This is a genomic window from Paracoccus marinaquae (genome assembly GCF_018860165.1).
GTDB classification, from domain to species: domain Bacteria; phylum Pseudomonadota; class Alphaproteobacteria; order Rhodobacterales; family Rhodobacteraceae; genus Paracoccus; species Paracoccus marinaquae.
The window spans coordinates 1-25,466 of the sequence record NZ_JAHKNG010000031.1; the positions used below are offsets into that span (position 1 = coordinate 1).

Annotated in this window: 25 protein-coding genes; 16 read left to right on the plus strand and 9 right to left on the minus strand. The window is 67.7% G+C overall.

Annotation, left to right across the window (positions count from 1 at the left end; translation table 11 throughout):
* Nucleotides 1–173: 173 nt before the first annotated feature.
* The 11 genes from KNW02_RS21170 to KNW02_RS14950 all read left to right on the plus strand — a co-directional run bounded on the left by KNW02_RS21170 (nt 174) and on the right by KNW02_RS14950 (nt 12,603).
* Nucleotides 174–380, plus strand: a complete 207-nt coding sequence (locus KNW02_RS21170) for a hypothetical protein (protein ID WP_284438403.1) — start codon at nt 174–176, stop codon at nt 378–380.
* 9 nt (nt 381–389) lie between these two features.
* Nucleotides 390–1,133, plus strand: a complete 744-nt coding sequence (locus tag KNW02_RS14910; RefSeq protein ID WP_348524737.1) for an ABC transporter substrate-binding protein — start codon at nt 390–392, stop codon at nt 1,131–1,133.
* Nucleotides 1,134–1,187: 54 nt separating this feature from the next.
* Nucleotides 1,188–2,687, plus strand: coding sequence for a sugar ABC transporter ATP-binding protein (locus KNW02_RS14915; protein WP_216034079.1), 1,500 nt, complete (start codon nt 1,188–1,190; stop codon nt 2,685–2,687).
* Nucleotides 2,684–3,499 carry an ABC transporter permease gene (locus tag KNW02_RS14920; RefSeq protein WP_252733927.1) on the plus strand — a complete coding sequence of 272 codons (816 nt, stop codon included), beginning with the start codon at nt 2,684–2,686 and terminating at the stop codon, nt 3,497–3,499. Before KNW02_RS14915 ends, KNW02_RS14920 begins: the two co-directional genes overlap by 4 nt.
* 8 nt (nt 3,500–3,507) lie before the next feature.
* Nucleotides 3,508–3,702 (plus strand): hypothetical protein, encoded by a 195-nt coding sequence (locus KNW02_RS20895; RefSeq protein ID WP_252733929.1) that lies wholly within the window; start codon nt 3,508–3,510, stop codon nt 3,700–3,702.
* Entirely contained in the window at nt 3,699–4,673 is a 975-nt protein-coding gene (yjfF, locus tag KNW02_RS14925) for a galactofuranose ABC transporter, permease protein YjfF (RefSeq protein WP_216034080.1), read from the plus strand. The genes KNW02_RS20895 and yjfF overlap by 4 nt, the downstream gene beginning before the upstream one ends.
* Nucleotides 4,670–5,512 (plus strand): SMP-30/gluconolactonase/LRE family protein, encoded by an 843-nt coding sequence (locus KNW02_RS14930; protein ID WP_216034081.1) that lies wholly within the window; start codon nt 4,670–4,672, stop codon nt 5,510–5,512. The genes yjfF and KNW02_RS14930 overlap by 4 nt, the downstream gene beginning before the upstream one ends.
* A complete protein-coding gene (locus tag KNW02_RS14935) occupies nt 5,509–6,489 on the plus strand; it encodes an aldose epimerase family protein (protein WP_216034082.1) in 981 nt (326 codons plus the stop codon). The genes KNW02_RS14930 and KNW02_RS14935 overlap by 4 nt, the downstream gene beginning before the upstream one ends.
* Before the next feature lie 262 nt (nt 6,490–6,751).
* Nucleotides 6,752–8,281, plus strand: coding sequence for a M28 family peptidase (locus KNW02_RS14940; protein WP_216034083.1), 1,530 nt, complete (start codon nt 6,752–6,754; stop codon nt 8,279–8,281).
* 312 nt (nt 8,282–8,593) lie between these two features.
* Complete coding sequence (locus tag KNW02_RS14945; RefSeq protein WP_216034084.1) at nt 8,594–9,874, plus strand: ATP citrate lyase citrate-binding domain-containing protein; 1,281 nt, start codon at nt 8,594–8,596, stop codon at nt 9,872–9,874.
* Between the two features lie 14 nt (nt 9,875–9,888).
* Nucleotides 9,889–12,603 carry a hypothetical protein gene (locus KNW02_RS14950; RefSeq protein ID WP_216034085.1) on the plus strand — a complete coding sequence of 905 codons (2,715 nt, stop codon included), beginning with the start codon at nt 9,889–9,891 and terminating at the stop codon, nt 12,601–12,603.
* Nucleotides 12,604–12,701: 98 nt separating this feature from the next.
* On the opposite strand, the gene KNW02_RS14955 is transcribed toward KNW02_RS14950, so the two are convergent.
* From KNW02_RS14955 to KNW02_RS14985, 7 genes are read right to left on the minus strand one after another with little or no spacing between them, the layout of a single operon-like run.
* Complete coding sequence (locus tag KNW02_RS14955) at nt 12,702–13,628, minus strand: AEC family transporter (protein WP_216034086.1); 927 nt, start codon at nt 13,626–13,628, stop codon at nt 12,702–12,704.
* Entirely contained in the window at nt 13,628–14,296 is a 669-nt protein-coding gene (locus KNW02_RS14960) for a nitroreductase family protein (protein WP_216034087.1), read from the minus strand. The genes KNW02_RS14955 and KNW02_RS14960 overlap by 1 nt, the downstream gene beginning before the upstream one ends.
* Before the next feature lie 22 nt (nt 14,297–14,318).
* Nucleotides 14,319–15,293, minus strand: a complete 975-nt coding sequence (gene mbfA / locus KNW02_RS14965; protein ID WP_252733931.1) for an iron exporter MbfA — start codon at nt 15,291–15,293, stop codon at nt 14,319–14,321.
* 18 nt (nt 15,294–15,311) lie between these two features.
* On the minus strand, nt 15,312–15,587 hold the full coding sequence (locus KNW02_RS14970; RefSeq protein ID WP_348524736.1) for a sulfurtransferase TusA family protein: 276 nt from the start codon (nt 15,585–15,587) through the stop codon (nt 15,312–15,314).
* Complete coding sequence (locus tag KNW02_RS14975; RefSeq protein ID WP_216034090.1) at nt 15,584–16,096, minus strand: DUF2478 domain-containing protein; 513 nt, start codon at nt 16,094–16,096, stop codon at nt 15,584–15,586. Before KNW02_RS14975 ends, KNW02_RS14970 begins: the two co-directional genes overlap by 4 nt.
* Nucleotides 16,097–16,112: 16 nt before the next feature.
* Entirely contained in the window at nt 16,113–16,736 is a 624-nt protein-coding gene (locus KNW02_RS14980) for a response regulator transcription factor (RefSeq protein ID WP_216034091.1), read from the minus strand.
* An 11-nt stretch (nt 16,737–16,747) separates the two neighbouring features.
* The gene (locus KNW02_RS14985) at nt 16,748–18,172 is read right to left on the minus strand and encodes a histidine kinase (RefSeq protein ID WP_216034092.1); all 1,425 of its coding nucleotides are present in this window, start codon (nt 18,170–18,172) and stop codon (nt 16,748–16,750) included.
* Nucleotides 18,173–18,234: 62 nt separating this feature from the next.
* Between KNW02_RS14985 and KNW02_RS14990 the strand changes: the two genes are divergently transcribed.
* The 4 genes from KNW02_RS14990 to KNW02_RS15005 are packed head-to-tail and all read left to right on the plus strand — an operon-like array spanning nt 18,235 to nt 20,262.
* Entirely contained in the window at nt 18,235–18,630 is a 396-nt protein-coding gene (locus tag KNW02_RS14990) for a GFA family protein (protein ID WP_216034093.1), read from the plus strand.
* A complete protein-coding gene (locus KNW02_RS14995) occupies nt 18,627–18,995 on the plus strand; it encodes a GFA family protein (protein WP_216034094.1) in 369 nt (122 codons plus the stop codon). The genes KNW02_RS14990 and KNW02_RS14995 overlap by 4 nt, the downstream gene beginning before the upstream one ends.
* The gene (locus tag KNW02_RS15000) at nt 18,992–19,618 is read left to right on the plus strand and encodes a LysE family translocator (RefSeq protein ID WP_216034095.1); all 627 of its coding nucleotides are present in this window, start codon (nt 18,992–18,994) and stop codon (nt 19,616–19,618) included. Before KNW02_RS14995 ends, KNW02_RS15000 begins: the two co-directional genes overlap by 4 nt.
* Nucleotides 19,615–20,262 (plus strand): pseudouridine synthase, encoded by a 648-nt coding sequence (locus tag KNW02_RS15005; RefSeq protein WP_216034096.1) that lies wholly within the window; start codon nt 19,615–19,617, stop codon nt 20,260–20,262. Before KNW02_RS15000 ends, KNW02_RS15005 begins: the two co-directional genes overlap by 4 nt.
* Nucleotides 20,263–20,320: 58 nt before the next feature.
* Here KNW02_RS15005 and KNW02_RS15010 read toward each other — a convergent pair whose 3' ends face one another.
* Nucleotides 20,321–21,160: an arginyltransferase gene (locus KNW02_RS15010; RefSeq protein ID WP_216034097.1), complete on the minus strand. Its 840-nt coding sequence runs from the start codon at nt 21,158–21,160 to the stop codon at nt 20,321–20,323.
* Nucleotides 21,161–21,361: 201 nt separating this feature from the next.
* Here KNW02_RS15010 and KNW02_RS15015 point away from each other — a divergent pair, with 201 nt between their 5' ends.
* Nucleotides 21,362–24,172: a [protein-PII] uridylyltransferase family protein gene (locus KNW02_RS15015; protein ID WP_216034098.1), complete on the plus strand. Its 2,811-nt coding sequence runs from the start codon at nt 21,362–21,364 to the stop codon at nt 24,170–24,172.
* A gap of 17 nt (nt 24,173–24,189) precedes the next feature.
* Here the strand turns inward: KNW02_RS15015 and KNW02_RS15020 are convergent, their stop codons facing one another.
* On the minus strand, nt 24,190–25,452 hold the full coding sequence (locus tag KNW02_RS15020; RefSeq protein WP_216034099.1) for an RsmB/NOP family class I SAM-dependent RNA methyltransferase: 1,263 nt from the start codon (nt 25,450–25,452) through the stop codon (nt 24,190–24,192).
* Between the last annotated feature and the right edge of the window lie 14 nt (nt 25,453–25,466).

A 25,466-nucleotide genomic window follows, 5' to 3' on the forward strand; every position in this document is an offset into this window, starting at 1 on the left:
TGGCGGCCCCTACCCCGCCAGCACCAATTTCGGCGCCACATCCGTCGGAACCCTCTCCATCCGACGCTTCCTGCGACCGGTCTGCTTCCAGAACATCCCAAATAACATCATGCCAGACGATCTGGCGGGATGAGCACGCAACGACGATCCAACATAACCAAGGGAGGATAACCATGAAGACCAAGTTCCTGACGACCAGTGCCGCCGCGCTGGCGATCACCGCGACCGCGGCGCTGGCCGAGGGCGAGACCGTGGGCTTTGCCCAGATCGGCTCGGAATCCGGCTGGCGGGCGGCCGAGACCTCGCTGACCAAGAGCCAGGCCGAAGAGCGCGGCATCCAGCTGCAATTCTCGGACGCGCAGCAGAAGCAGGAGAACTAGATCGCCGCGATCCGGTCCTTCGTGGCGCAGGGCGTCGATGCGATCCTGCTGGCCCCGGTCGTCGCCACCGGCTGGGACGCGGTTCTGGAAGAGGCCAAGGAGGCCGAGATCCCGGTGGTGCTGCTGGACCGTCAGGTGGACAGCTCGGACGAGCTCTATCTGACCGCCGTCGGCTCGAACCTCGTGCATGAGGGTGAGGTTGCGGGCCAGTGGCTGGCCGATGCCGTGGGCGGCGAGCCCTGCCGCATCGTCGAGTTGCAGGGCACCACCGGCTCGACCCCGGCCATCGACCGCAAGACCGGCTTCGAGAATGCCATCGCCAGCCATGACAACATGGAGATCGTGCGCAGCCAGACCGGCGATTTCACCCGCGCTCAGGGCAAGGAGGTGATGGAAAGCTTTCTTCAGGCCGAGAATGGCGGCGCCGATATCTGCGCGCTTTACGCCCATAACGACGACATGGCGGTGGGCGCGATCCAGGCGATCAAGGAGGCCGGGCTGAAGCCGGGCGAGGACATCCTCGTCGTCTCGATCGACGCGGTGCCCGACATCTTCCAGGCGATGGCGAATGGCGAGGCCAATGCCACGGTCGAACTGACGCCGAACATGGCCGGCCCGGCCTTCGACGCGCTGGCGGCCTATTGGGCGGACGGCACCATGCCCGCGAAGTTCATCCAGACGGAATCGAAGCTCTTTACGCAGGCCGACGACCCGGCCGGCGAATACGAGCGCCGCAAGGGTCTGGGCTACTGAAGCCCCGGCGCCGGGCCGCGCCCCCCGCGGCCCGGCAGTATCAAGGGAGGCAACATGCTTTTGTCCATCCGGTCCCTGACCAAGACCTTCCCCGGCACCCGCGCGCTGGACGCGGTGGATTTCGATCTGGCCGCGGGCGAGGTCCATGCGCTGCTGGGCGAGAACGGCGCCGGCAAGTCGACGCTGATCAAATGCCTGACCGGCGCCTATGCCCGCGACGGCGGCACGATCACGCTGGACGGGGCCGAGATCGACCCGCGCTCGACCGTCGAGGCGCAGGATCTGGGTATCGGCACCGTCTATCAGGAGGTGAACCTGCTGCCCAACCTGACCGTGGCGCAGAACCTGATGTTCGGCCGTGAGCCGCGCCGCTTCGGCCTGATCGACAGCCGCGCCATGCGGGCCGAGGCGCGCGCGATGCTGGGCCATTACGGGCTGGATCTGGATGTGGACCGCGATCTGGGCACCTATTCGGTGGCCATCCAGCAGATCATCGCCATCGCCCGCGCCGTGGCCCTGTCGGGCAAGGTGCTGATCCTTGACGAACCCACCGCCAGTCTGGATGCGGCCGAGGTGCGGATGGTTTTCGACGTGGTGCGCGGCCTGCGCGAACGCGGCCTTGGCATCGTCTTCGTCTCGCATTTCCTCGATCAGGTGTTCGACCTGACCGACCGGGTGACGGTCTTGCGCAACGGCCAGAAGATCGTGACCGAACGCACCGCCGACCTGAACCGGGTCAGGCTGATCGAGCATATGCTGGGCCGCGCGCTGGAGGACGAGGTCGAACACCAGAGTGCCGAGGCGGCCCAGAGCGACCGCCCGGAACTGCTGCATTTCAACGGGTTCGGGCGCCGGGGCGTGATCGAGCCTTTCGATCTGACCGTGGGCCAGGGCGAGGTTGTGGGCCTGGCCGGGCTGCTGGGCTCGGGTCGCACCGAAAGCGCGGAACTGATGTTCGGCGTCCGCCCGGCCCAGAGCGGTGGGGCGCGGGATGCGAATGGCCCGCTGGACCTCAAGACCCCGCGCGCCGCCATTGCCGCAGGCTTTGGCTTCGCGCCCGAGGACCGCAAGACCGACGGCATCGTCGCCGACCTGTCGATCCGCGAGAATATCGTGCTTGGCCTGCAGGCGCGCCGCGGCTGGGCGCGGCCGATCCCGCGGGCCGAGCAGAACCGGCTGGCCGACGACTATATCAGGCGGCTGGATATCCGCACCTCGGGGCGCGAGAAGGCCATCGGCGAGCTGTCGGGCGGCAACCAGCAGAAGGTGGTGCTGGCCCGCTGGCTGGCGATGAACCCGCGATTCCTGATCCTTGATGAGCCGACACGCGGCATCGACGTGGGCGCCCATGCCGAGATCCTGCGGCTGATCCACGAACTGACCGATGCCGGCATGTCGGTGCTGGTCATCAGTTCCGAGATCGACGAACTGGTCGCCGTGGCCGACCGGGTGATCGTCGTCCGTGACCGCCGCCATGTCGCCGAACTGACCGGCGCCCGCGTCTCGGGCGACGAGATCATGCGCGCCATCGCCAGCGACGGAGCCGCCGCATGAGCCTGTTGAAACGTCTCGCCCCGCAGCTGATCGCGCTGGCCGCCCTGATCGCGCTGGTCATGCTGTTCTTTCCGGGCTTCCTGAATGTCTCTCTGAACGATGGCCGTCTGGTCGGGCCGGTGATCGACGTGCTGAAACGCGGCGCGCCGGTGGCGCTGTTGGCCGTGGGGATGACGCTGGTCATCGCCACGCGCGGGATCGACCTGTCGGTGGGCGCGACCATGGCGATCTGCGGCGCGGTTGCCGCCTCGGCCGTGGCCGGCGGGCTGGGGCTGGTGCCGGCGCTGCTGCTGGCGCTGGCCGCCGGGGCCGTGGCGGGGCTGTGGAACGGGGTCCTGGTCGCCATCGTCGGCATCCAGCCCTTTGTCGCCACGCTGATCCTGATGACCATGGGGCGCGGCATCGCCCAGCTGATTACCGAGGGGCGCATCCTGACCTTTTCCGATCCCGGCTTTGCCTTCTTCGGCTCGGGCTCGGTTCTGGGTCTGCCGGCGCCGGCCTGGCTGTGGCTGCTGACCGGGATCGGCGTGGCCGTCCTGATGCGCCGCACCGCGCTTGGCCTGCTGGTCGAGGCCATCGGCATCAACCGCCGCGCCAGCGCGCTGGCGGGGGTCAATGCCACGGTGCTGCTGATCGCGGTCTATATCGGCGCCGGGATTTGCGCGGCGCTGGCGGGCATCATCGTGACCGCCGATATTCGCGGGGCCGACGCCAACAATGCCGGGCTGTGGCTGGAACTGGACGCGATCCTTGCCGTGGTGATCGGCGGCAATTCCCTGCTGGGGGGCGGTTCTCGATCCTTGCCTCGCTGATCGGGGCGATGATCATCCAGACCATCGACACCGGCATCCTGCTGGCCGGGTTCCCGTCCGAATACAACCTCGTCATCAAGGCGGTTCTGGTCTTGGTGATCCTTGTGCTGCAATCGCCGCGCATCGCCGGCGAATGGCGGCTGTGGCGCGACAGCCAGCGTGCCGGCCGCGAGGCCCGCGCCGCGACCGGAGGCCAGACATGAACACCCGCGCCCTGCCGCTTTACGCGACCATCGCCATCTTCCTGCTGGCCTATCTGCTGTGCTGGCTGCAATTCCCGAACATCCTGTCCACGCGGGTGATCGGCAACCTGCTGACCGACAACGCCTATCTGGGTATCGTCGCGGTCGGCATGACGCTGGTGATCCTGTCGGGGGGGATCGACCTCTCGGTCGGCTCGGTCATCGCCTTTTCGGGCGTGTTCATCGCCGTGGTGCTGCGCGACACCTCGCTGCATCCGCTGGTGGTCTTTGCGATGCTCCTGGCGCTGACCACCGCCTTTGGTGCCGCCATGGGGTTCCTGATCGACCGCCTCGCCATGCCGGCCTTCATCGTCACCCTGGCCGGCATGTTCCTGGCGCGCGGCGCGGCCTATATGCTGTCGATCGATTCCGTGCCGATCCAGCACGAATTCTACACCACGCTGCAAAGGGCCTATTGGCTGATGCCCGGCAAGGGCCGGCTGACGCTGATCGGGGTGCTGATGGTGCTGACCGTGCTGGCGGGCATGGTCATCGCCCACAAGACCCGCTTCGGCGCATCCGTCTATGCGCTTGGCGGTGGCGAGGCGACGGCGCGGCTGATGGGCGTGCGGCAGGGACGCACGACGATGCTGGTCTATGCCTTTTCGGGGCTGATGGCGGGGCTGTCGGGGATCGTCTTCTCGATCTATACCGGCTCGGGCTATTCGCTGGCGACCGTGGGGACCGAGCTGACCGCCATCGCCGCCGTGGTGATCGGCGGCACGCTGCTGACCGGGGGGGCGGGCTATATGTTCGGCACGCTGGTCGGCGTTCTCACCATGGGGCTCATTCAGACCTATATCGTCTTCGACGGCACGCTTTCCAGCTGGTGGACCAAGATCGTCATCGGCATCCTGCTGCTGGTCTTCATCCTGTTGCAGAAGGGTCTGCTGCATCTGTCGCAATCGAGGCTGGCCCGAGGTGCCGCATGAAACCCTTTGACGACCGCCATTGCGACCTGGGCGAGGGGCCGCTGTGGCATCCCGAACGCGGCCAGTTCTTCTGGTTTGACATCCTGAACCGGCGCCTGCTGTCCCGCGACGACACCGGCCCGCTGGAATGGCGCTTCGACCGCATGGCCTCGGCCGCCGGCTGGGTGGATCGCGATCTGCTGCTGATCGCGACCGAGACGGGGCTGGCGCTGCTGGACCTGCGCGATGGCCGGCTGGAGGATCTGGTGCCGGTCGAGGCAGATGACCACGGCACCCGCTCGAATGACGGCCGCGCCGACCGGCAGGGCGGCTTCTGGTTCGGCACCATGGGCAAGGCGGCCGAGTTCGGGCGGGGCGCGATCTATCGCTATTTCCGGGGTGAGCTGCGACGGCTGGTCGAAGCGGTCACCATCCCGAACGCGATCTGCTTTTCCGCCGACGGCCGCTTGGCGCATTACGCCGATACGCAGGCGGGCATGGTCTGGCGACAGCCGCTGGATGCCGAGGGCTGGCCGCTGGGCGATCGGCAGGTGTTTCTGGATTGCCGCCCGATGGGGCTTGAGCCCGACGGGGCGGTGATCGACGCGGGTGGCGCGATCTGCATCGCCTGCTGGGGCGCGGGGCGGGTGATCCGCTTTGCCCCGGAGGGGCAACGCCTTGACGAGATTGCGGTGGGCGGGCTGCACAGTTCCTGCCCGGCCCATGGCGGGGGCGATATGCGCGACCTGCTGGTGACGACCGCGCGGCAGGGTATCGAGAACGCCGATGCGGCACAGGGCCTGCCCTATCTGGCCCGCGCCTCGGTGGCCGGCCTGTCCGAGCCGCGGGTGATCCTGTGAGCCCGACCATCTTCGGTATCCTGGCCGATGGCCGGCAGGTGCGGCGGATCACCTTGCGGAGCGGTGGGTTGCGGGCGCAGATCCTGACCATGGGCGCCATCGTGCAGGATCTGCGGCTGGAGGGCGTGGCCCATCCGCTGGTCCTGGGCTGCGACCGGCTTGAGGGTTATCTGGGTCCGGCCCGCTATTTCGGTGCCGTCGTTGGCCGCTTTGCCAACCGGATCGGCGGGGCGCGTTTCACCCTGGATGGGCGGGAATACCGAACCGACCCGAATTTCCGCACCCGCCATACCCTGCATGGCGGGACCCAGGGCACCGACCTGATGCTGTGGACGGTCGAGTCGCGGGCCGAGGACAGGGTCAGCCTGACCCTGCAACTGGCTGACGGTCATATGGGCTTTCCCGGCAGGATGGACATGACCGCGCAGATCTGGCTGGCCGAGGATGCGCTGAACCTGACGCTGGCAGCCACATGCGACGCGCCGACCCCTTGCAGCCTGACCCATCACGGCTATTTCGATCTGGACGGGGCGGGCGACATCCGCAACTATGCGCTGATGATCGCCGCCGATCACTACCTGCCGGTCGATGACGATCTGATCCCGACCGGGCAGATCGCCCCGGTGGAGGGCAGCGCGTTCGATTTCCGCGCGCCGAGGGTGATCGGGCAGGCGGGATACGATCACAATTTCTGCCTGTCGGACGGGCCGCGCAGCCTGCGCCCGGTCGCCCGGCTGACCGGAGAAAGCGGGCTTGCCCTGCAGGTCGAAACCACTGCCTGCGGCCTGCAATTCTATGATGGCGCCTATATGGACGGGGTGCCGGGGCTGGATGGCCGTCGCTATGGCCCCCATGCCGGCGCGGCGCTGGAAACCCAGCACTGGCCCGATGCGCCGAACCGGCCGGCTTTCCCCGACGCGATCCTGCGCCCCGGCCAGATTTGGTCCGAGACGACCCGCTATCGCTTTCTGCAATGACGGCGCGCCCGGCTGATGGGCGGAGAGGACGAGGTCCCGCCGGCTTCACGCGGCAAATCCCGGGTGGATTTTTTAGGATATTCTTCTGCAGAATCCACGTTTTGTTTCTGGTGAGTGGATATATTCAAAAAAACATTTACGGTTTGTGATTTTATCGCGCCATTATTTATAAACACAATAGATTTCACGGGCCAATTAATTTAATATATGCTGGCAACGTAACCGGGGTTTGGGGGCCAGCATGTGCCGGGTGAAGATTTCGATGTCCATGCGTCTCGCCGTGGCTGCGGGCGTGATGCTGCTTGCGGCGCCCGCCTCGGCGCAGACCGACAGTTCCGCCATTCGCAATGCGGTGACGATCAAGGCGATCCGCGCGCATCAGCAGGCGCTGGCCGATATTGCAACGGATAATGGCGGCAGCCGGGTGTCCGGCAGTGCCGGCTATGATGCCTCGGCCGAATATGTGGCCGAGCAGCTGCGCCAGGCGGGCTATCAGGTGACTGTGCAGCCCTTCCATTTCCTGAATTTCGAGGAAACCGCCGCGCCGCAGCTGGAACTGGTCTCGCCGGACGCAAAGACCTTTGCCGCCGGCGCCGATTTCGTGACCATGCGCAATTCCGGCGCCGGCACGGTCGAGGGGATCGTGATTCCCACGGTGGATCTGGTGATTCCGCCGTCCACGGATCCAAGTTCGACCAGCGGCTGCGAGCCCGAGGACTTTCCGGCGCCGCCCGACAGCCCGGCCATCGCACTGGTGCAACGCGGCACCTGCACCTTCCAGACCAAGGTCGACAACGCGGCTGCTGCAGGTTACGCGGCGGTGCTTGTGTTCAACGAGGGTCAACCCGGCCGCCAGGACGCCACGACGGGGTCGCTGGCGACTCCTGTCAGCATTCCAAGCGTCACCACCAGTTTCGCGGTTGGCGACGAATTGCAGGCGCTGGCCCAGGCGGGCGAGGTTCGCGCGCGGGTCGCCGTGACGGCGACCACCCAGTCCGTGACGACCGCGAACGTGATCGGCGAATCGCCGCAGGGCGACCCGGAACGAGTGGTGGTCGCTGGCGCCCATCTCGATTCGGTTGGCGAGGGGCCGGGGAACAATGACAATGGCAGCGGCACCGCCGTCCTGCTTGAAATCGCTTTGCGCCTGGCCGAACAGGGCGGGCCGCCGGTCAACAAGCTGCGCTTTGGCTTCTGGGGTGCCGAGGAATGGGGCCTGCTGGGATCGCAGCATTACGTCGAGCAGCTTACCCCCGAGGATCTTGCGCGGATCGTGCTCAACCTCAACTTCGACATGCTCGGCTCGCCCAACGCGGTCAATTTCGTCTACGATGGCGACGGTTCGGACAGTCAGCCCGCTGGCCCCGACGGGTCGGCCGAGATCGAGGCGGTCTTTCTTGACTATTTTGCCGGGGCCAGCCTGCCGACCCGCCCAAGCGCCTTCGACGGGCGATCGGATTACGGGCCGTTCATCGCCCGCGGCATCCCGGCGGGCGGGCTGTTTTCAGGGGCAGAGGACCTGAAAAGCGAAAGCGAGGCTGCCGATTTCGGGGGCACGGCCGGGATGGCCTATGATCCCTGCTACCACAAGGCCTGCGACGACATTGCCAATGCCGATGAGGCAACCCTCGAAGCGCTTGCGGGGGCGGCGGCGCATGCCGTCTGGCACTATGCCAATGAGGTGCCGGCACCGGCAATGCTGGCCGCCTCCACACGCAGTGTCGGTCGATCAGCCGGTGCGGTGCCGCTTGAGGCCATGCTTCTGCGTGGCGGAGGCCATTATCAGCGCTGAGAGAACTGCGCGGATACATCCGCGCGGGTATCTCAGACGAAGCGTCTCTGTTTGACTTCAGTTCCTCGTGGCCCCCCTGTTGCGTCCTTGAAGCGGCGCAACTGACCTTTGCCCGTTGCCGGCCTCCTGATGACCGCCGATGCCACTGGTTTCTGCAGGCTGATCGCTTGAACCGTGCCTCCGCGTCTGCCCGCACCAGCGCCTCGGACAATGTTCGACGGAATTCCTCCGCGTCAGCCTGCTGTCAGCTTTGCAGGGCATTGGGCTGCTGCGACCAGGGGCAGCACGACGCCCGCAGGAGGAGAAAGCAACATGCAACTGACCGGAATGCTGCATGGCAGCAAGCTTCTGGACCATGTCGGGTTTCCAACATCCGAGATTCTGGGACCCGATGCCAGCGAGGATGACATTCAGGCCCTGATCGACCGTCACGGTCTGATCTTCATCAAGCCGCTGTTTCGCGGCGGCGTCGGCAAGAAGGGCAAGGCCGGGCTGATCGGCAAGGCCAGGGACCTGAAGACCGCGCTGGCCGAGAAGGAACGGCTCTACTTCGCCGAACATCGTCATGGCAATGCCTATGCCAAGGCCAATGGCGTGACCTTCGAGGCCGGCATCCCGGCCGAGCATGAGGTCTATTTCTCGATCACCGACGACACCCGATACCGCGCCCCGACCATGACCCTGACCCATCGCGGCGGCGTCGATATCGAGGAACTGGATAAATCCGAGATCGCGAACGTTCCGTTCGAGGCACTGACCGGGCTGAAGGCCTTTGTCGTCGCCAATGCGCTGACCGATATCGGCGCCCCGCGCGAGATCATCTCGCCCCTGGTCCAGCACCTGCCGAAGCTGTGGGAGTTGATGCACCATTACGGCATGACCACGCTGGAGCTGAACCCGATCCGGATGCGCGTCGACAAGGGCGGGCGGCTGACCCCGGTTGCCTGCGATTTCAAATGCGGCTTCGACCGTGACGATCCGCGCGTCAGCCGCCTTGGCCTGCCGAATCATCTGTTCGCCTCGGATATCTCGGCCTTCGAGCAGGAGGTGAATCAGCTGCGCACCCATCAGGGCCAGTCGGATGTTTTCGTCATCAACGAGAATGGCACCATCCTTGCCCCCACCTTCGGCGGCGGCGCCAACAGCCTCGTGACCGAGGTTCTGGGCGATGCGGCGATCATCAGTTCCGATTTCGGCGGCAACCCGCCCTATGAGAAGATGAAATCCGTCGCGTCGATCTGCTATCGCCACTTCCTGAAACAGACCAATGTGCTGTTCATCATCGGCGGCAAGTCGAACAACACCGACATTCACGAGACCTTCCGCGGCATGGGCGACGCGCTGCGCGAGCATTTCGCCGCGTATGGGCCGACACCGCTTTACGTCGTGGTGGGCCGGGGCGGCCCCAATCTGGTGCGCGGCATGGGCAACCTGGCCGAGACGCTGGACAGCCTTGGCGTTCCCTATCGCTTCTTCGGCTTCGACAGCGCGATTTCCGAGGTCGTGAACTATGCCCGCAAGGTGGATGGCTGGATGCGCGAAGGCGGACGCCAGCAGATCGCGGAGGCCATGGGCATCCGCAGCGCAGCTTGAGAGGAGAGCAAGACATGTATCGTCAGGGCATCAAGGAATTTCCCTATTACCTGGGCATCCGCTCGCTGGCCGATATCGCCACGCCGGCGGACCGGGTCTGCGTGCTGAACATCATGGGCGGCGAAAGCCGGCAGGTAACGCCGACCAGCCATGCCTTTTCCGGCGGCAACGTGGTCTTCGGCACCTCGCCCGGCCGCGCCGGTCAGGTGCTGAAAACCGCGGGCGGTGACATCCCGGTCTTCAACAACGTCCGCGAGGGGCTGGATGCGGGCCATGCCTTCAATACCGGCGTGATCTACTTGCCGCCCTCGGGCGTGCGCGACGGCGTGGCAGAGCTGATCCGGGTCAACCCGGGCCTCGAAAAGATCGTCATCATCACCGAAAAGATCGCCATCCATGACGCCCGCGAGGTCCGGGCCATGGCGCAGGCCAATGGCATCGACATCATCGGCGGGAACTGCCTTGGCGTCGCCGACAGCTGGAACCGGGTCAGGATCGGCGGTGCGCTTGGCGGCGATCACCCCGAGGAATCGCTGATCAAGGGGTCGGTGGCGATCTTCTCGAACTCGGGTGGGTTCACCACCACCATCGCGCAATATCTGGCGACCGAGGGCTGGGGCACGACCACGCTGATTTCCAGCGGCAAGGATGTCTATATCAACTACGGCGCCCGCGATTTCGCCCATGGTTTCCACAACGACGACCGTTCGGCCGCGGCGGTGCTTTATGCCGAACCGGGCGGCTATTACGAACATGCGATCGACTGGCAGAAGCCGGTGGTGGCCTGCGTCGTCGGGCGCTGGAAATCGCGGCTGACCCGCGCGGTCGGCCATGCCGGCGCCATGGCCGGATCGGGCGACCGGGCCGAGGACAAGGAAGGCTGGTTCGTCGAGGCTTTCGGCTCGGGCGGCATCTTCACCCCCGAAACCCCGCAGCACGTGTCGAAGAAAGGCGCGGTGGTCACCAATATCGCCGATATCCCGGCCGCGCTGACGGCGGTGATGGCCCTGAACGGGCAGGCACCCGACTTTGCCCCGCGCGGCGATCTGACGCTGAAGACCTGGATCGCGAACGATCAGGGCGTGGCTCTGCCGGCCAATCTGGCCCTGGCTCCGGTGTCAGCGCCCGCACCCTATGCCGGACAGATAGCGGCCCTTGGCAGCCAGATCGGCGCGGTCGTTGCACGTCAGACGATGAAGGACAAGTCCGGCGCCTCGGTGATGGACCCGAAGACGCAGGTCACATCCGTGCATGGCCATACCGTGCTGGATCTGGCGCTGCAGCCGCTAGAGGCGAATTTCGCGCTGCCGCTGGTGCATGAGATCGCCGGTCCGAACGACCGGGCGATGCTGGATGTGGCGGTCGCGGCCGAGGTGAATCTGGTCGGTGATCCGATCCTGATCGCGGCCGATGCGGCGCGCGAGGCCGGCAATTCGCCCAACAGCGTGATGGCGGCGGCGGCCTCGATCGTCGGGCCGCGCCGGGTCGAACGCGCGCTGGCCTGCACCGATATCCTGATCGAACTGTTCGCCCATTCCGGCCTGAAGGACGGCCGCGACGAGGGCTTCGACACCAGCGGGATCGTCATGGACGAGGACAGCCGCGCGCTGTTTCTGGCCAGCGCGGACGAGGCCGATGATCCCCGCCCCGAGGCGATGCTGGCGGCGGTGAAGGCGCGGGGCGGCAAGTCGGTCTTTCTGAAATACCTCTCGGGCCTTGGCGGGCGGCTGAACCGGGACGCCATTCTTGCTGCCATCGCGCTGACGATCTCGTGGGGGCCCCTGATGCGCAAGCGGATCACCCGGCTGACGGCCCGCACCCTGCCCTGGCATCTGCGCCTCTATGGGGTGATGGTCGGCGCGACCATCCCCGGCCCGCAGCACCGGCACGGCCAGCTTTACGGCATCGCCCGGGATGAGCGCTTCGGCCAATGGACCATGGCCGATCTGTGCTATCTCGCCATGACCGGCAAGCGCCCGGCGAAGGCCGAGGCGGAACTGCTGCAGCTGCTGGTCGGGCTCCTGATCTCGAACGGGCCGGGCTCGATCTCGGCGCAGGGCGCCAAGGGGGCGGTCGCCGCCGACGGGCCGCAAACGCCCGAGCGGGTGCAGATCAACAAGGCCATGGTCGGCTTTCTGACCCATACCGGCTACAGCCATGGCGGCAACGGCTTCGAAGGCATGGCCTTCCTGCTGGACCAGTTCAGGGACAGCGGCCTCAGCGATCCGACCGACCCGAATCACGGGCTGGACCTGACCGCGATCGCGCGTGACTTCGCGCTGCAATACAGGCGCGACAAGCGATTGGCCAAGGAAACCGGCGCCGGGACCCGCGCCCTGCCGGGGGTTCACCACCCGGTCTTCAAGGGTAAGCCGGTCAACCACGACCCGCGCGAGGTCTTCATCGCCGAATTCATGGCAGAGCGTGGTCATTACAACGTGTTCCACGCCTTCTACCGCGAACTGGTGCAGCAACTGCGCGAGGTCGGCGCCACGCCCTATGTCTTCTGCGTCAATGTCGATGCGGTCATCGCCGCGCTGATGCTGGCGCTGCTGTGGGAGGATTACCAGTCGGGCCGGCTGTCCCGGCGCGATCTGGAAACCGCCGCCTTCACCGTCTTCCTCTTCGGCCGGATGATCGGATCGGCCGCCGAGATCGACGACCACCTGAACCGTGGCCGCAACATGGACACCCGGGCACCGGCATCCGCCTGCGGGTTTGTCGTCTGAGATGGGCGGCGCAACCTCGATATGCGAAGAGGTTGCGCCGCCGCCCGTCATGAAATTCAACGATCCTGAGGGAGGGTTCAAATTTCAAGCGTATCGCTTTACGCCTGCCCGATCAGCAGCATGACCAGCGGGATGGTGACGATGCTGGCCGCGGTCGAGATCAGGATCGCGGCCGAGACCCGTTGCTGCGCCACCCCGAAATACTGGGCGAGGATATAGACGTTGCCCGCGACCGGCAGCGCAGCGGCGGCGATCATGACGCCAGCGGCGAAAGGCTCGACCTGCAGCAGCATCGCCGCCGCGCCCACCGCCGCCGGGTGCAGCACCAGCTTGGCGAAGCTGAGCCAGCCCGAGGCCGCCAGCCGTCGCGCCTGCCGCGCAGCAAGGCTGGCGCCGATGGCGAACAACGCCCCCGGCGTCGCGGCAGAGCCCAGAATCAGAAGGAATTCGTCGAGGGGCTGCGGCATCGGCAGCCGCAAATGCGCCCAGAGCAGCCCCGCCACCATCGACAGGATCATCGGGTTGGCGACGATGCCGCGCAGCACCGGCATCAGGCTGCCCAGCCGGATTCCGCCGCTGCGGGCGGCATGGATGATCAGCGTGATCAGCGTGGAAAAGACCAGAAGGTCGGCTGCCAGCGTCATCAGCACCGGCCCGACCGCGCGTTCGCCCAGCAGCGCGACCAGCAGCGGCACCCCCAGAAAGCCGGTATTGCCGACCATGCAGCATTGTGCCTCCATCGCCGCTTCGGGCAGGTCCAGTCCGCGCGCGCGACCGACCATCAGGCCGATGACCCAGACCAGACCCGAACCGGCCAGATAGGCGATCAGGAAGCGCAGATCGAGCAAAGCACCCAGATCGAGGCCCGCGGCAAAGCGGAACAGCATCGCCGACAGGGCGAAGAAGAACACGAATTTGGTCAGCCAGACGGCGCCTTCCTCGGGGAAGAAGCGGGTCCGCGCCGCCAGCCAGCCGAGGCCGATCAGGCCGAAGAACGGCAGCGTCTTCAGAAAGACCGCCAGCATCAGAAAACCGACATGATATCGACGAGCGGCTTCTTGACCTTGGCCGCCGCCGGCACCGTCGCACCCTCGGCCGGCAGGCCAACCGGCAGGATCATCACCGGCTTTTCGTTCTCCGGCCGGCGGCAGAGGTCGTTGAGGAACTTCATCGGGTTTGGCGTATGTTCCAGCGTGACCAGCCCGGCATGGTGGATCGCCGCGATCAGCATGCCGCAGGCGATGCCGACGCTTTCGGGAACGTAATAATGCTTGTGCCGCCGGTCGTCGCGCAGCCCATAGCGCTGTGCAAAGGCCACGATCAGCCAGGGTGCGATGGTCAGATGCGGCTTGTCGGGGCCGGTGCCCACCGGCTCCAGCGCCGCCAGCCATTCGTCGCCGCCGCCCCCGGCATAGAAGGCGCGTTCCTCCTCCTCGGCCGCCGCGCGGATGCGGGCCTTCATCGCCGGATCGGCAATCGCCACGAAATGCCACGGCTGATGGTTGGCGCCCGATGGCGCGCTGCCGGCCGCCTCGATACAGGCCTCGATCACCGCAGGATCGACCGGCGCATCGCTGAAATCGCGCACCGAATGCCGCCGCCGCATATAGTCGCGAAACGCCCGTGCCGCCTCCAGCGATCGTTCGGGCGACAGCTGCACCCGGTCGGGCAGGGCCAAGGGCCGGTAGCTCACATCATCCCCCTTTTTCGGGGGATCAGCCTGACCCGATCAGCACCCCCGTGGCGAAGACCAAACCACCGCCCACCACCACTTGCAAGGCCGCCCGCCAGAAGGGGGTCTGCATCCAGCGGTTCTGAATCCAGGCGATCGCCCACAACTCGACGAAGACGACGACACAGGCGATGATCGTGGCGGTCCAGAAATGCGGGATCAGATAGGGCAGGGCATGGCCAAGGCCGCCCACCGCCGTCATCACCCCCGAGGCGATGCCGCGCTTGATCGGAGAGCCGCGCCCCGACACCACCCCGTCATCGGACGCGGCCTCGGTAAAGCCCATGCTGATGCCCGCGCCAAGGCTGGCGGCCAGTCCGACCAGAAAGGTCGTCCATGTGTCCTGCGTGGCGAAGGCGGTGGCAAAGATCGGCGCCAGCGTCGAGACGCTGCCATCCATCAGCCCGGCCAGCCCCGGCTGTACCCAGGTCAGCACGAAATCGCGATGCGCAACGGCCCCCTCTTCCGCGCGGGCGGCGGTCGTCAGATGCTCTTCGGACAGTTCCTCGGCGCGCTCGCCATGATTGCGCTCGGCCGCGGCAAGATCGCCCAGCAGCTTGCGGGTCGCGGCGTCGGTGCTGGCCTGGGCGGCACGGGCATAGAACTGCGCCGCATCATGTTCCATCAACGCCGATTCGTTGCGGATCGCCTCCAGCGACAGGGTCTGCATCATCCAGGCCGGGCGGCGGCCATAATAGCCGGCGACATGCTCGCGCCGGATCACCGGGATGGCCGTGCCGAAGCGCGCGCGATAGGTGTCGATCAGGCGCCGCCGATGCCCGTTCTCCTCCTCGGCCATGCCCTCGAACACCGCCGCCGTCGCCGGATAGTCGTCGCGCAGCAACTCGGCCCAGTGGCGATAGATCAGCGCGTCATCCTCTTCCGACGAGATCGCCAGCGCCAGCATCTCGTGTTCGCTCAGATCGGAGAAACGCTTCCGATGGTTCGACATCCGCATGTTCATCTTCTTCTTCGCTCAAATATCCTCGGGGGTGAGGCCGCTTGCGGCCGAGGGGGCAGACAGCCCCCTTTCGACGGTGAATTCGCAGGTTCCGTCGTGCAGGTCGCGCATGGCCAGCATGACATGACCGGCCGCCCCGCAGAAATGCGGCACATCGACCACCGCCATCGGATCACTGGCGATCAGCACGACATGCGCGCCCGGTTCAACCGCCAGCAGCGCCTTGCGCAACCGCAGCACCGGCAGGGGACAGAGCAGGCCCCGCGCGTCGATCACCTCGGCTGCGCTCACAGGGCGCCCGCGGTCTGCTCCAGGCACCATTCGGACAGCCGGTCGGCGGCCAGATGCTCTCCCATGTCGCCGCAGAACGCTGTGAATGCCGCGCGACGCTTTGCCGAGACATGCAGAAGAACCGGGATCCCGATCGAGATGGCCTGGGCAATAAGCGGGCAATAGCCCCGCCCCTGGGCCTCCTGGCGGCCGAATTTCGGCAGGATCAGCAGTTCGGCCCCCGCCAGCCGCGCATCGATCCGCGCCACGGCCATCTCGAACGCGCCCGCATCGAGCCGGCAACCGGTCGAACCGGAACCCAGCGATTGCGAGATGCGGATCGGGCGATCCTCTTCGCCCAGCACGATCAGGTCCATGTCGCAGGCGCAGTTTCCGCCCCGCTCGGTATCGCGCTGCACCGCCCCCGCGACGCGCAGGCCGGCCGCCGACAGATCGGCCGCCAGCCTCGCCAGCAGGCGGTCGGCTTCTCCCGCTGCGGCGTTCTCGGCAATTCCGAACCAGCCCAACATGATGCTTCCTCCCCTTTCAGACGCCGCTGTCGAGGGCGACCTTCATCAGCCCGTTGATGCCGTCCACCCCCAGCTTTCGCTTCAGCGCCGACGAGGTGTTGGCGGCGGTCTTGTAACTTACGCCCAGTTCGTCGGCGATGGCCTGCAGGCTGAGGCCGCGGCCGATCCGCCCCAGTACCTGACGCTCGCGCTCGGAAAGGGCGGCAATGGGATCGGCGCTGGCTCCGGCGCGCAGCGTGGCCAGCGCCACGGCCTGCCTCGCCGACAGGTAGAACTCGCCTGCCTCCAGCCGCTGCACCGCCTCGCGGAAATCGGCCGGGGGTGCGTTCTTCGACAGGAATCCCTGCGCCCCGGCCTGCAGCGCGCGGGCGGCGAATCCGGTCTGGTCGTTCATCGAGAAGACCAGGATCTTCGCGGCAGGCGCGGCATCGCGCAGCGGCCCGACCAGTTCCAGCCCGCCGGTTCCGGGCAGGCTGATGTCCAGCACGATCAGCTCCGGCGCCGGCCCGGTGTCCAGTTGCCGCAGCGCCTCGTCCCCGGACATGGCCTGGCCGACCGAATCATACCCCAGCTCGCGCAGCAGCCGGCTGGCGCCCAGATGGGTGATCGGGTGGTCGTCGATGACCAGTGCGCTTTTCATGCCTTTTGGCCTCATCCCGCCTGCATGCGCGGCAGGCTTGCCTCGATGGTGGTTCCGTTTGCATCCGATGACAGGCGCAGCATGCCGCCCAGCAGAGTGATCCGTTCGCGCATGCCGGTCAGGCCGGTGCCCTCGCGACGGCCGGGGGCGAAGCCGGCACCGTCATCGGACAGGATCATGCGCCAATGCGCGGGATCGGTCCAGAGCCGGATCTCGATTTCGCGGGCATTCGCGTGGCGCAGGGCGTTGGTGGTGCCCTCCTGCAGGATCCGGAACAATGTCAGTGCGGTCGCCTCGTCCGGCTCGGGCAGGGCCGGATCAATGTCCGAGGTGATGGCGGTGTCGGGGAATCGGCGGGAAAGATCGGCCAGGTAATCCGACAGCACCGTCGCCAGCGGCAACTGCCCGATGGCGGCCGGGCGCAGGTCGTCAAGCAGGCTGCGGTTCACCCGCGCGATTTCCTCGGCGATGGTGGCGATCGTGGCGGCATGTTCGGCGATGGCGGGCGAGGGGGCCGCCTTGCGCAGCGCATCGGCCTCGACCCGCAGGCCGAAGAGACAGGGGCCCATCTCGTCATGCAGGTCGCGGGCGATGGCCTTGCGCTCGTCATCGCCGCGGCTGATGACCTGCCGCTGCAGCCGGGCGCGATCGGCCTGGGCCTGCTCCAGCGTGTCGGCCAGCCGGTCCACGCCCGCGGCCAGCGGTGCCAGATCGGGCTGTGGCAGCGACCCCACCCGGGCCGAAAGATCGCCCCGGCTCAGTTCGGACAGGCGCGCGGCGATGCCCTCGACCGGTCGCAGCGCGTGCCGGGTGGCGAACAGGATCAGCAGCGCCTGCAGCAATGCCGCCGCCCCGGTCAGCGCCATGGTCGAGCGCAGGCCGCGCCAGGCGGCGGCGATCTCGGCACCGGGGTCGGCGGCGATATAGACGAAACCGCGGGGCCGCCCGCCAAGAACCACTGGCAGCCGGGTTTCCTGCGGTTCGGGTTTGACCAGCGCCGCGAACCAGGCCGGGGCGGTGCCATGCGCCTCGGGCGGGGCGGCAGCCTGGCGGATAGATGCCTCGCGCGCATCCAGAACGCCGATCCGGGTATGACGCGGCGGCACCAGCCGTTCGGGCAGCATCGCCATCAGCCGGTCATCCGGAACCGCGTCCTGCATCGTGCCGATGGTCGCCAACACCAGCGACCGGGCGGTCTGCGCCGCCAGCCGGGTTTCGGCGGCGATTTCGCGGCGCAGATGGCCGATATTCGCCACCGCCAGCGTCGCCAGCAGCAGCGCCTGCACGACGAGGATCACAAGCAGGACGCGGGTGGTCAGCGACAGCCTTATCATGCCGCGCAGATTGGCCGATCCCGCCCGCGCCGTCCATGGCCGCGCACTGCGAGGTTTCGCGGTGAACGTCGGGTGGGCCTTTGCGACTGCCGCGCTGGACATTCCCGGCGATCTGCCCGACCTTTCCGGCCCTGAGGATGCCCTGCGGCTGGAGGAGAGGTGCGATGACCGAAGCGGATGGCGTCGAGATCGCCGGGCAGTGCCTGTGCGGGGCGGTGCGATTCTCCGGGCGGCGGCCCGACCCCGAGGTCGTGGCCTGCCATTGCGGCCAGTGCCGCCGCTGGTCGGGCCATGTCTGGGCCTCCTTCTATCTGGAAAGCCCGGTGATCGCGGGCGAGGCGCTGCGCTGGTACCGCTCGTCGGCCGAGGCCGAGCGGGGGTTCTGTTCGACCTGCGGGACATCGCTGTTCTGGCGGCCGGTCGGGCGCGAGACACTCTCGGTCTCGCCCGGCGCGGTCGACAATCCGACGGGGCTGGAACTTCGCAGCCACATCTATGTGGCCGACAAGGGCGATTACTACCGGATCGCCGACGACCTGCCGCAGCAGGCACAGGGATGAAGTGGCACGGCGCCTGCCTTTGCGGTGCGGTGGCGTTTTCGGGCGAGGGCCGCGCGGTGGCAGCGCATGAATGCCATTGCGGCCAGTGCCGTCGCTGGTCGGGCCATGTCTGGGCCTATGTCACCATGCGCTGGCCGGCGCTGCACTTCAGCCGTGACGAGGCCTTGTGCTGGTATCGCCACAGCCCGCGCGCCACGCGCGGCTTCTGCGGCACATGCGGCTCAGGCCTGTTCTGGCGGCCCGAGGGCACGAACCGGGTCGATGTCTCGGCCGGCGCCCTGGACCTGCCCACCGGCCTGCGGCTTGGCTCGGTCAGCTATCCGCAGTATCGGGGCGACTATTGTGTGCCGGGATGGCTGAAATGATCTGGGACAGCTTGTCGAATATTCCTCTGGCGGAACTGCTGGCTTTCGTCGCCGGCGGGCTGCTGTTGAACTTCGTTCCCGGCCAGGATGTGTTCTTCGCCAGTGCCTGCGGCATTCAGGGCGGGCCGCGGGCGGGCGCGCTGGCCGGGTTCGGCGTCGGGCTGGGGGTGCTGTTTCACCTGATGCTGGCCACGCTGGGGCTTGGCGCGGTCGTCGCCGCCCATCCCGGGGCATTGATGGCGGTGAAATATGCCGGCGCCGCCTATCTCATGTGGCTGGCCTTCAAAAGCTGGAATACCGGGCCGGTCGAGCCGCAGGCCCGTGCCGCGCGCGCGCCCTGGGCGATCATCCGGCGCGGCGCCCTGTCCAATATCCTCAATCCCAAGCCGGTGCTGTTCCTGCTGGCCTTCCTGCCGCAATTCACCAGCCCGGCTTACGGCCCGATCTGGCAGCAGATCCTTGGGCTGGGGCTGATCTTCGCCGTCACCGGGACGCTGGTGACGATGGGCTACGGCATCGTCGCGGGCCATGCCGGGCAGATGCTGGGCCGTCGCCTGCGTCTCGTGAACCGGGTCGCCGCCGTGATATTTGCCGGCCTCGCGCTGCGCCTTGTGGCGAAATGAGCTTTGCCTACGCCCCGCCACCCGGCATGCCCGAGGTCATACATGCCGATCACGAAATCCTCGTGGTCGACAAGCCCGCGGGCCTCTTGTCGGTGCCGGGCCGGGGGCCGGACAAGGCCGATTGCCTGATCGAGCGGTTGCGTGGCGCCTTTCCGACCGTCCTGCTGGTGCATCGGCTGGATCTGGACACCTCGGGGGTGATCGTCTTCGGGCTGACGCCGCATGCGCAGCGGCATCTGTCAAAGCAGTTCGAGGAGCGGCGCACGAAAAAGGCCTATGTCGCCCGCGTCGCCGGCCTCCTCCAGCCGAAGACCGGCCGGGTCGATCTGCCGCTGATCGTGGACTGGCCGAACCGGCCCCGGCAGAAGGTCGACCACGTTGAAGGCCGGCCGGCGCAGACCGACTGGCGGGTGATCCGCGCGGGCGAGGACGAGACGCGGGTGCGGCTGTTCCCGCTGACCGGGCGCAGCCATCAACTGCGGGTGCATATGGCCGCGACCGGGCATCCGATCCTTGGGGATCCGCTCTATGCGACGGGTGCCGCCGCCGATCATCCGCGGCTGATGCTGCATGCCGAGAGCCTGCGGCTGAAACATCCCGACAGCGGCGTGCAGGTGACCTTCTCCGCGCCTGTGCCGTTCTGACGCCGGCCTCGACGACCACGGCACGGCTGAGGGCGCCGGGCCGCCACGTCGCAGGCTCTCAGCGGTCGAACTGGGGCAGGGCGATGCGGGCGACCTGCTCGACGATGGGATCGACCGACAGGGGATGCGCCTCGTTGGAATGGTCCTCGGGGTTGCCGATATTCTGCCAGACCCCGCCCTTGTAGATCTCGAGGGCGGCAAAGCGGGCCTTGTAATCCATCTTGCGGCTGCCCGGAACCCAGTAGCCAAGATAGACATAGGGCAAGCCGGCAGCACGGGCGATCTCGATGTGATCGAGGATCAGATAGGTGCCAAGGCTGGCCGCGCGCAGCGCCGGGTCGTAGAAGCTGTAGACAAGGCTCAGCCCGTCATCCAGCACATCGGTCAGGCAGACGGCGGCCAGATGATCCTCGCCCTGAACAGCCTTTCCGGCTGCGGTGGCGCGTTGGCGGTATTCGATCACGCGGGTCTTGACCGGGGTTTCCTCGATCATCGCGGCAAATTCGAAGATGTCCATGTCGGCCATGCCGCCATCGGCATGACGACGGTCGAGATAGCGGCGGAACAGGTCGAACTGCTCTTCGGTCGCCCAGGCGCTGGTCGCCAGCCGGCGCAGGTTCACGTTGCGCCGCTGCAGCCGCCGCTGGGTCCGTGAGGCGACAAAATCCGCGACCCGGATACGCGCCGACATGCAGGCCACGCAGCTTTCGCAACTGGGGCGGTAGAGGACGTTCTGCGAGCGGCGAAAGCCTTGCCGGGACAGTGCGTTGTTCAGCTCGGCCGCGTTGTCGCCATGCAGGGCCGTGAACAGCTTGCGTTCGGCCCGGCCGTGCAGATAGGGGCAGGGCTGCGGAGCCGTCACATAGAACTGCGGCGCATGCGGAAGCGTGTGGCGCATCAGGCGTACCTCGCGCCCAGTCTGAAGCTGTCACATCTGATCATGCGCGTGCTTGAGAGTCCCGTTTCACCCGGCAGTGGATCCGATGCGAAGCCTAGCAATGAATTCCTGATGCGCCAAGCCGGGAATGGGTCGGAACCGTCCGTCTCACGCAATGTCACATGCGTTGACGGCGCAGGGGCTTGCTCTACTGTGGCGGGCATGAGCTTCGATGCCGCCATCACCCGCCTGCCGCTGCCGGCCGATCCGGACCGTGCCGGTCATATCCGCGACCTGTTCGGCGGTCAGCCGGCGCAGTTGACCGGGCTTCTGGCGGCCACTGCCGGTTGCAGCCCCTTTCTGGCCGGGCTGATCGAGATCGAGGCCGACTGGCTGCGCTCGGGCTGGCTGGATCATGACGACGTGGTGGGCCGCGAGACGGAGGGTTTCGCGGATCTCGATGCGGCCGATCTGGGCGTCGGGCTGCGCCGGGCCAAACGGCGGGTGGCGCTGCGCTGTGCGCTGGCCGATCTGGGCGGGGTCTGGCCGCTGGAGCGGGTGACCGGCGCGCTGTCCGATCTGGCTGACCGGGCGGTCGATCTGGCCCTCAGGGTGCATGTCGCGCATGAGGCGCGGCGCGGCAAGCTGCCGGAATCGGATGCCGAGGTGGGCGGTGTCTTCGCGCTGGCCATGGGCAAGGGCGGTGCGCGCGAGCTGAACTACAGCTCGGATATCGACCTGATCGTGTTCTATGACGACAGCGCCTATGCCGAGGCCGATCAGCACGAGGCCCGCGCGGCGCTGATCCGCGCTACCCGCAAGATGGCCGCGACGCTGTCGGATCTGACCGAACATGGCTATGTCTTTCGCACCGACCTGCGCCTGCGCCCCGACGCGGCGGTGACGCCGGTCTGCATCTCGGCCGCCGCCGCGCTGGCCTATTACGAGGCCGAGGGCCGGACATGGGAGCGCGCGGCCTTCATCAAGGCGCGCGCGGTCGCGGGCGACATCGCGGCGGGCGAGCGTTTCCTGCACGAGCTGCGACCCTTCGTCTGGCGCAAGCACCTGGATTTCGCTGCCATTCAGGACGCCCATGACATGCGGCTGCGGATCCGCGACCACAAGGGGCTGGGCGGCCGGCTCGAGGTGCCGGGCCACAACATGAAGCTGGGCCGCGGCGGGATCCGCGAGATCGAGTTCTTCACCCAGACACGGCAGTTGATCGCCGGCGGCCGCGATCCGGATCTGCGCAGCCGCGACACCGTGGGCGGGCTGGCCGCGCTGGCCGCGAAGGGCTGGACCTCGGATGAGATCGCGCGCGAACTGACCGATCACTATCGGCAGCACCGCGATATCGAACACCGCATCCAGATGGTGAACGACGCCCAGACCCACAGCCTGCCGAAGGACCGCGAGGGTCTGGCCGTGATCGCCGCGATGATGGGCGAGGCCGATGTCGACGCCTGGTCGGCGCGGCTGAAGGCGCGGCTGGAACGGGTGCATGACCTGACCGAATCCTTCTTCGCGCCGGGCGAGACGGGCGCGCGCCCCGAGATGTCGCCCGAGGCGCGCGAAATCATCGACCGCTGGCAGGGCTATGCCGCGCTGCGCTCGGCCCGCGCGCAGCAGATCTTCAAGCGGGTCGAGCCGGAACTGCTGACCCGGATGGCACGGACCGGTCATCCGGACGAGGCGCTGGCGCGTTTCGACAGCTTCCTTGCCGGTCTGCCGGCCGGGGTGCAGCTGTTCTCGCTGTTCGAGGCCAATCCGCAGCTGATCGAACTGATCGTCGATATCTGCGGAACCGCGCCGGGGCTGGCCGCCTATCTGGCGCGGCATCCGGCGGTGCTGGACGCGGTTCTGGGCGGCAGCTTCTTCGCGCCCTGGCCGGGGATGACGGGGCTGCGCGAGGGGCTGGCGGAGGTCTTGGATTCGGCCCTGATGGCTGCCGGCGGTGGCTATGAGGCGGCGCTGGATGCGGCGCGGCGTTGGGCGCATGAATGGCATTTTCGCATCGGCGTGCATCATCTGCGCGGGCTGATCGATGCCGATGAGGCGGGGCTGCAATATGCCGATCTGGCCGACGCCTGCGTGGCGGCGCTGTTTCCGGTGACGGCGGCGGATTTCGCCCGCCGCCACGGCCCGGCGCCGGGATTCGGGGCGGTGGTCCTTGGCATGGGTTCGCTTGGGGCGCGGATGCTGAATGCGGGCTCGGATCTCGACCTGATCGTGATCTATGACGCGGGCGGGATCGACAGTTCCGACGGCCCGCGCCCGCTGGCCACGCGGCCCTATTATGCCAGGCTGACCCAGGCGATGATCACGGCGGTTTCGGCCCTGACTGCCGCCGGCCGGCTTTACGAGGTCGATATGCGGCTGCGACCATCGGGGCGGCAGGGGCCGGTGGCGACCTCGGTGCAGAGCTTCGAGAACTACCAGATGGCCGAGGCCTGGACATGGGAGCATCTGGCGCTGACGCGGGCGCGGATCGTCGCGGGCGCCGGGGCCGCGGCCGGGGAACTGGCCGACCGGGTCGAGGCGCTGCGGCTGCAGGTGTTGCGCCATCACAGCGGCGACCGGCGGATCATGCCCGACCTGGCCGGGATGCGCGCCCGGATTTTCGCCGCCAAGGCCCCGGATGGCGACTGGGATGGCAAGATCGGCCCCGGCCGGCTGCAGGATATCGAGTTGCTGGCCCAGTCCTGTGCCCTGCGTGCGGGCGATCCGGCGCGGGCGACGCTGGCGCAACTGCGGGCCGGGGCGCGGGCCGGGCTGCTGCCGCGCGAGGCGGCCGAGCGGCTTGCCTCCGTCTGGCGGTTCCTGTGGCGACTGCGTGCCTCGGGGCGGTTGCTGACCGAACAGCCGCTGGACATGGATGAGATCGGTCTCGGCGGTCAGGAGTTTCTGCTGCGCGAGACCGGCTGCGAGGATCTGGCCGCACTCGAGCGCGGGTTGCTGAGCCGGGTCGAGGACGCCGCCGGCCTCATCGGGGCGGAACTGCCGCCGCCCTCCCCCGAGGGCGAGGCGGCGTAGCCGCCGCCGGCGGGCGTTCAGCCGTCGGCGGGCCGGCGCAGCCGGGCCATGAAGAATCCGTCCATCCCGCCGCGGTCCGGCCAGTAATCGGGGCGCAGGCGCAGCCCGCCCTCGGGGGTGATCCATCCGGGTTCGATCCCCGGCAGGCCGGGCGCCTCGACCGTCAGCCTGGGATGGCGGGCCAGTGCCGCAGCGATCTGCGCCTCGCCTTCATCGGGCAGCAGCGAACAGACCGCATAGACCAGCCGCCCGCCCGGGGGGAGCAGCGTCAGCGCATGATCGATCAGCCGCGCCTGTAATCCGGTCAGATCCGCCAGGCCCGAGCCGTCGCGCAGGAACGGCAGGTCGGGATGGCGACGGATCGTGCCGGTGGCCGAACAGGGCGCGTCCAGCAGAATCGCGTCCAGCGGCGTGTCGGGCCGCCAGTCCAGGACATCGGCGGCCACGAGATCGGCGGCAAGCCGGCAGCGGCGCAGGTTCTCGGCCACCCGCTTCAGCCGGGTGGGGCTGACATCCACCGCAGTGACCCGTGCCCCGACGGCAGCGAGTTGCAGGGTCTTGCCGCCCGGCGCGGCGCAGAGATCGGCGATCCGTTCGCCCGGTTGCGGATCCAGCAACCGCACGGGCAGCGCGGCGGCGGCGTCCTGCACCCACCAGTCGCCTTCGGCAAAGCCCGGCAGGGCCGAGACCTGAACCGGCCCGCGCAGACGCAGCGAGCCGGTGGGCAAGGGCTCGGCGCCCTCGACCTGTGCTGCGCCGGGCTTGGGCGTCAGGTCCAGCGGCGCACCGGCCTGATGGGCAGCCTCGATGGCCAGGGCGGCATCCTCGCCCCAGGTGGCCACGACCGGCCCGCGCAGCCAGTCCGGCAGGCGCTGTGGCGGCAGTTCGGCCCAACCCTGATGCTGCGCCACCTTGCGCAGCACGGCGTTCACCATCCCGGTCGCGGCCTGCCCGCGCCGGCCCAGCCCGCGGGTCAGCGAGACCGCCGCATCGACGACGCCGTAGGCGGCCCCGCCCAGTTCCAGCATCTCGACCGTGGCCAGCCGCAGCACGTCGGCGATCTGCGGCGCCGGCTTGCGGTTGACATGGGTCGACAGCACCGCATCGGCGCGATCCCGGTGGCGCAGGACCTCGGCCGCCAGCCGCGCGGCGCGGGCCTGGTCCACGGCCGGCAGCGCTTTCAGCGCTCCCGCCTGATCGGACAGCGACAACCCGTCGCGCACCCCCTGCAGCAGGCGCAGCGCGCCTTTCCGCGCCTGATCGGTTCCCGGCTTTGCCAAAACGCTTTCCTTCG

Excerpts from the sequence above, each read along its gene's own strand:
- KNW02_RS21170 (WP_284438403.1), top strand. The coding sequence starts at position 174 with ATGAAGACCAAGTTCCTGACGACCAGTGCCGCCGCGCTGGCGATCACC.
- KNW02_RS14915 (WP_216034079.1), top strand. The coding sequence starts at position 1,188 with ATGCTTTTGTCCATCCGGTCCCTGACCAAGACCTTCCCCGGCACCCGC.
- KNW02_RS14920 (WP_252733927.1), top strand. The coding sequence starts at position 2,684 with ATGAGCCTGTTGAAACGTCTCGCCCCGCAGCTGATCGCGCTGGCCGCC.
- KNW02_RS20895 (WP_252733929.1), top strand. The coding sequence starts at position 3,508 with ATGATCATCCAGACCATCGACACCGGCATCCTGCTGGCCGGGTTCCCG.
- yjfF (WP_216034080.1), top strand. The coding sequence starts at position 3,699 with ATGAACACCCGCGCCCTGCCGCTTTACGCGACCATCGCCATCTTCCTG.
- KNW02_RS14930 (WP_216034081.1), top strand. The coding sequence starts at position 4,670 with ATGAAACCCTTTGACGACCGCCATTGCGACCTGGGCGAGGGGCCGCTG.
- KNW02_RS14940 (WP_216034083.1), top strand. The coding sequence starts at position 6,752 with ATGTCCATGCGTCTCGCCGTGGCTGCGGGCGTGATGCTGCTTGCGGCG.
- KNW02_RS14945 (WP_216034084.1), top strand. The coding sequence starts at position 8,594 with ATGCAACTGACCGGAATGCTGCATGGCAGCAAGCTTCTGGACCATGTC.
- KNW02_RS14950 (WP_216034085.1), top strand. The coding sequence starts at position 9,889 with ATGTATCGTCAGGGCATCAAGGAATTTCCCTATTACCTGGGCATCCGC.
- KNW02_RS14955 (WP_216034086.1), bottom strand. The coding sequence starts at position 13,628 with ATGCTGGCGGTCTTTCTGAAGACGCTGCCGTTCTTCGGCCTGATCGGC.
- mbfA (WP_252733931.1), bottom strand. The coding sequence starts at position 15,293 with ATGCGGATGTCGAACCATCGGAAGCGTTTCTCCGATCTGAGCGAACAC.
- KNW02_RS14975 (WP_216034090.1), bottom strand. The coding sequence starts at position 16,096 with ATGTTGGGCTGGTTCGGAATTGCCGAGAACGCCGCAGCGGGAGAAGCC.
- KNW02_RS14980 (WP_216034091.1), bottom strand. The coding sequence starts at position 16,736 with ATGAAAAGCGCACTGGTCATCGACGACCACCCGATCACCCATCTGGGC.
- KNW02_RS14985 (WP_216034092.1), bottom strand. The coding sequence starts at position 18,172 with ATGTCCAGCGCGGCAGTCGCAAAGGCCCACCCGACGTTCACCGCGAAA.
- KNW02_RS14990 (WP_216034093.1), top strand. The coding sequence starts at position 18,235 with ATGACCGAAGCGGATGGCGTCGAGATCGCCGGGCAGTGCCTGTGCGGG.
- KNW02_RS14995 (WP_216034094.1), top strand. The coding sequence starts at position 18,627 with ATGAAGTGGCACGGCGCCTGCCTTTGCGGTGCGGTGGCGTTTTCGGGC.
- KNW02_RS15000 (WP_216034095.1), top strand. The coding sequence starts at position 18,992 with ATGATCTGGGACAGCTTGTCGAATATTCCTCTGGCGGAACTGCTGGCT.
- KNW02_RS15005 (WP_216034096.1), top strand. The coding sequence starts at position 19,615 with ATGAGCTTTGCCTACGCCCCGCCACCCGGCATGCCCGAGGTCATACAT.
- KNW02_RS15010 (WP_216034097.1), bottom strand. The coding sequence starts at position 21,160 with ATGCGCCACACGCTTCCGCATGCGCCGCAGTTCTATGTGACGGCTCCG.
- KNW02_RS15015 (WP_216034098.1), top strand. The coding sequence starts at position 21,362 with ATGAGCTTCGATGCCGCCATCACCCGCCTGCCGCTGCCGGCCGATCCG.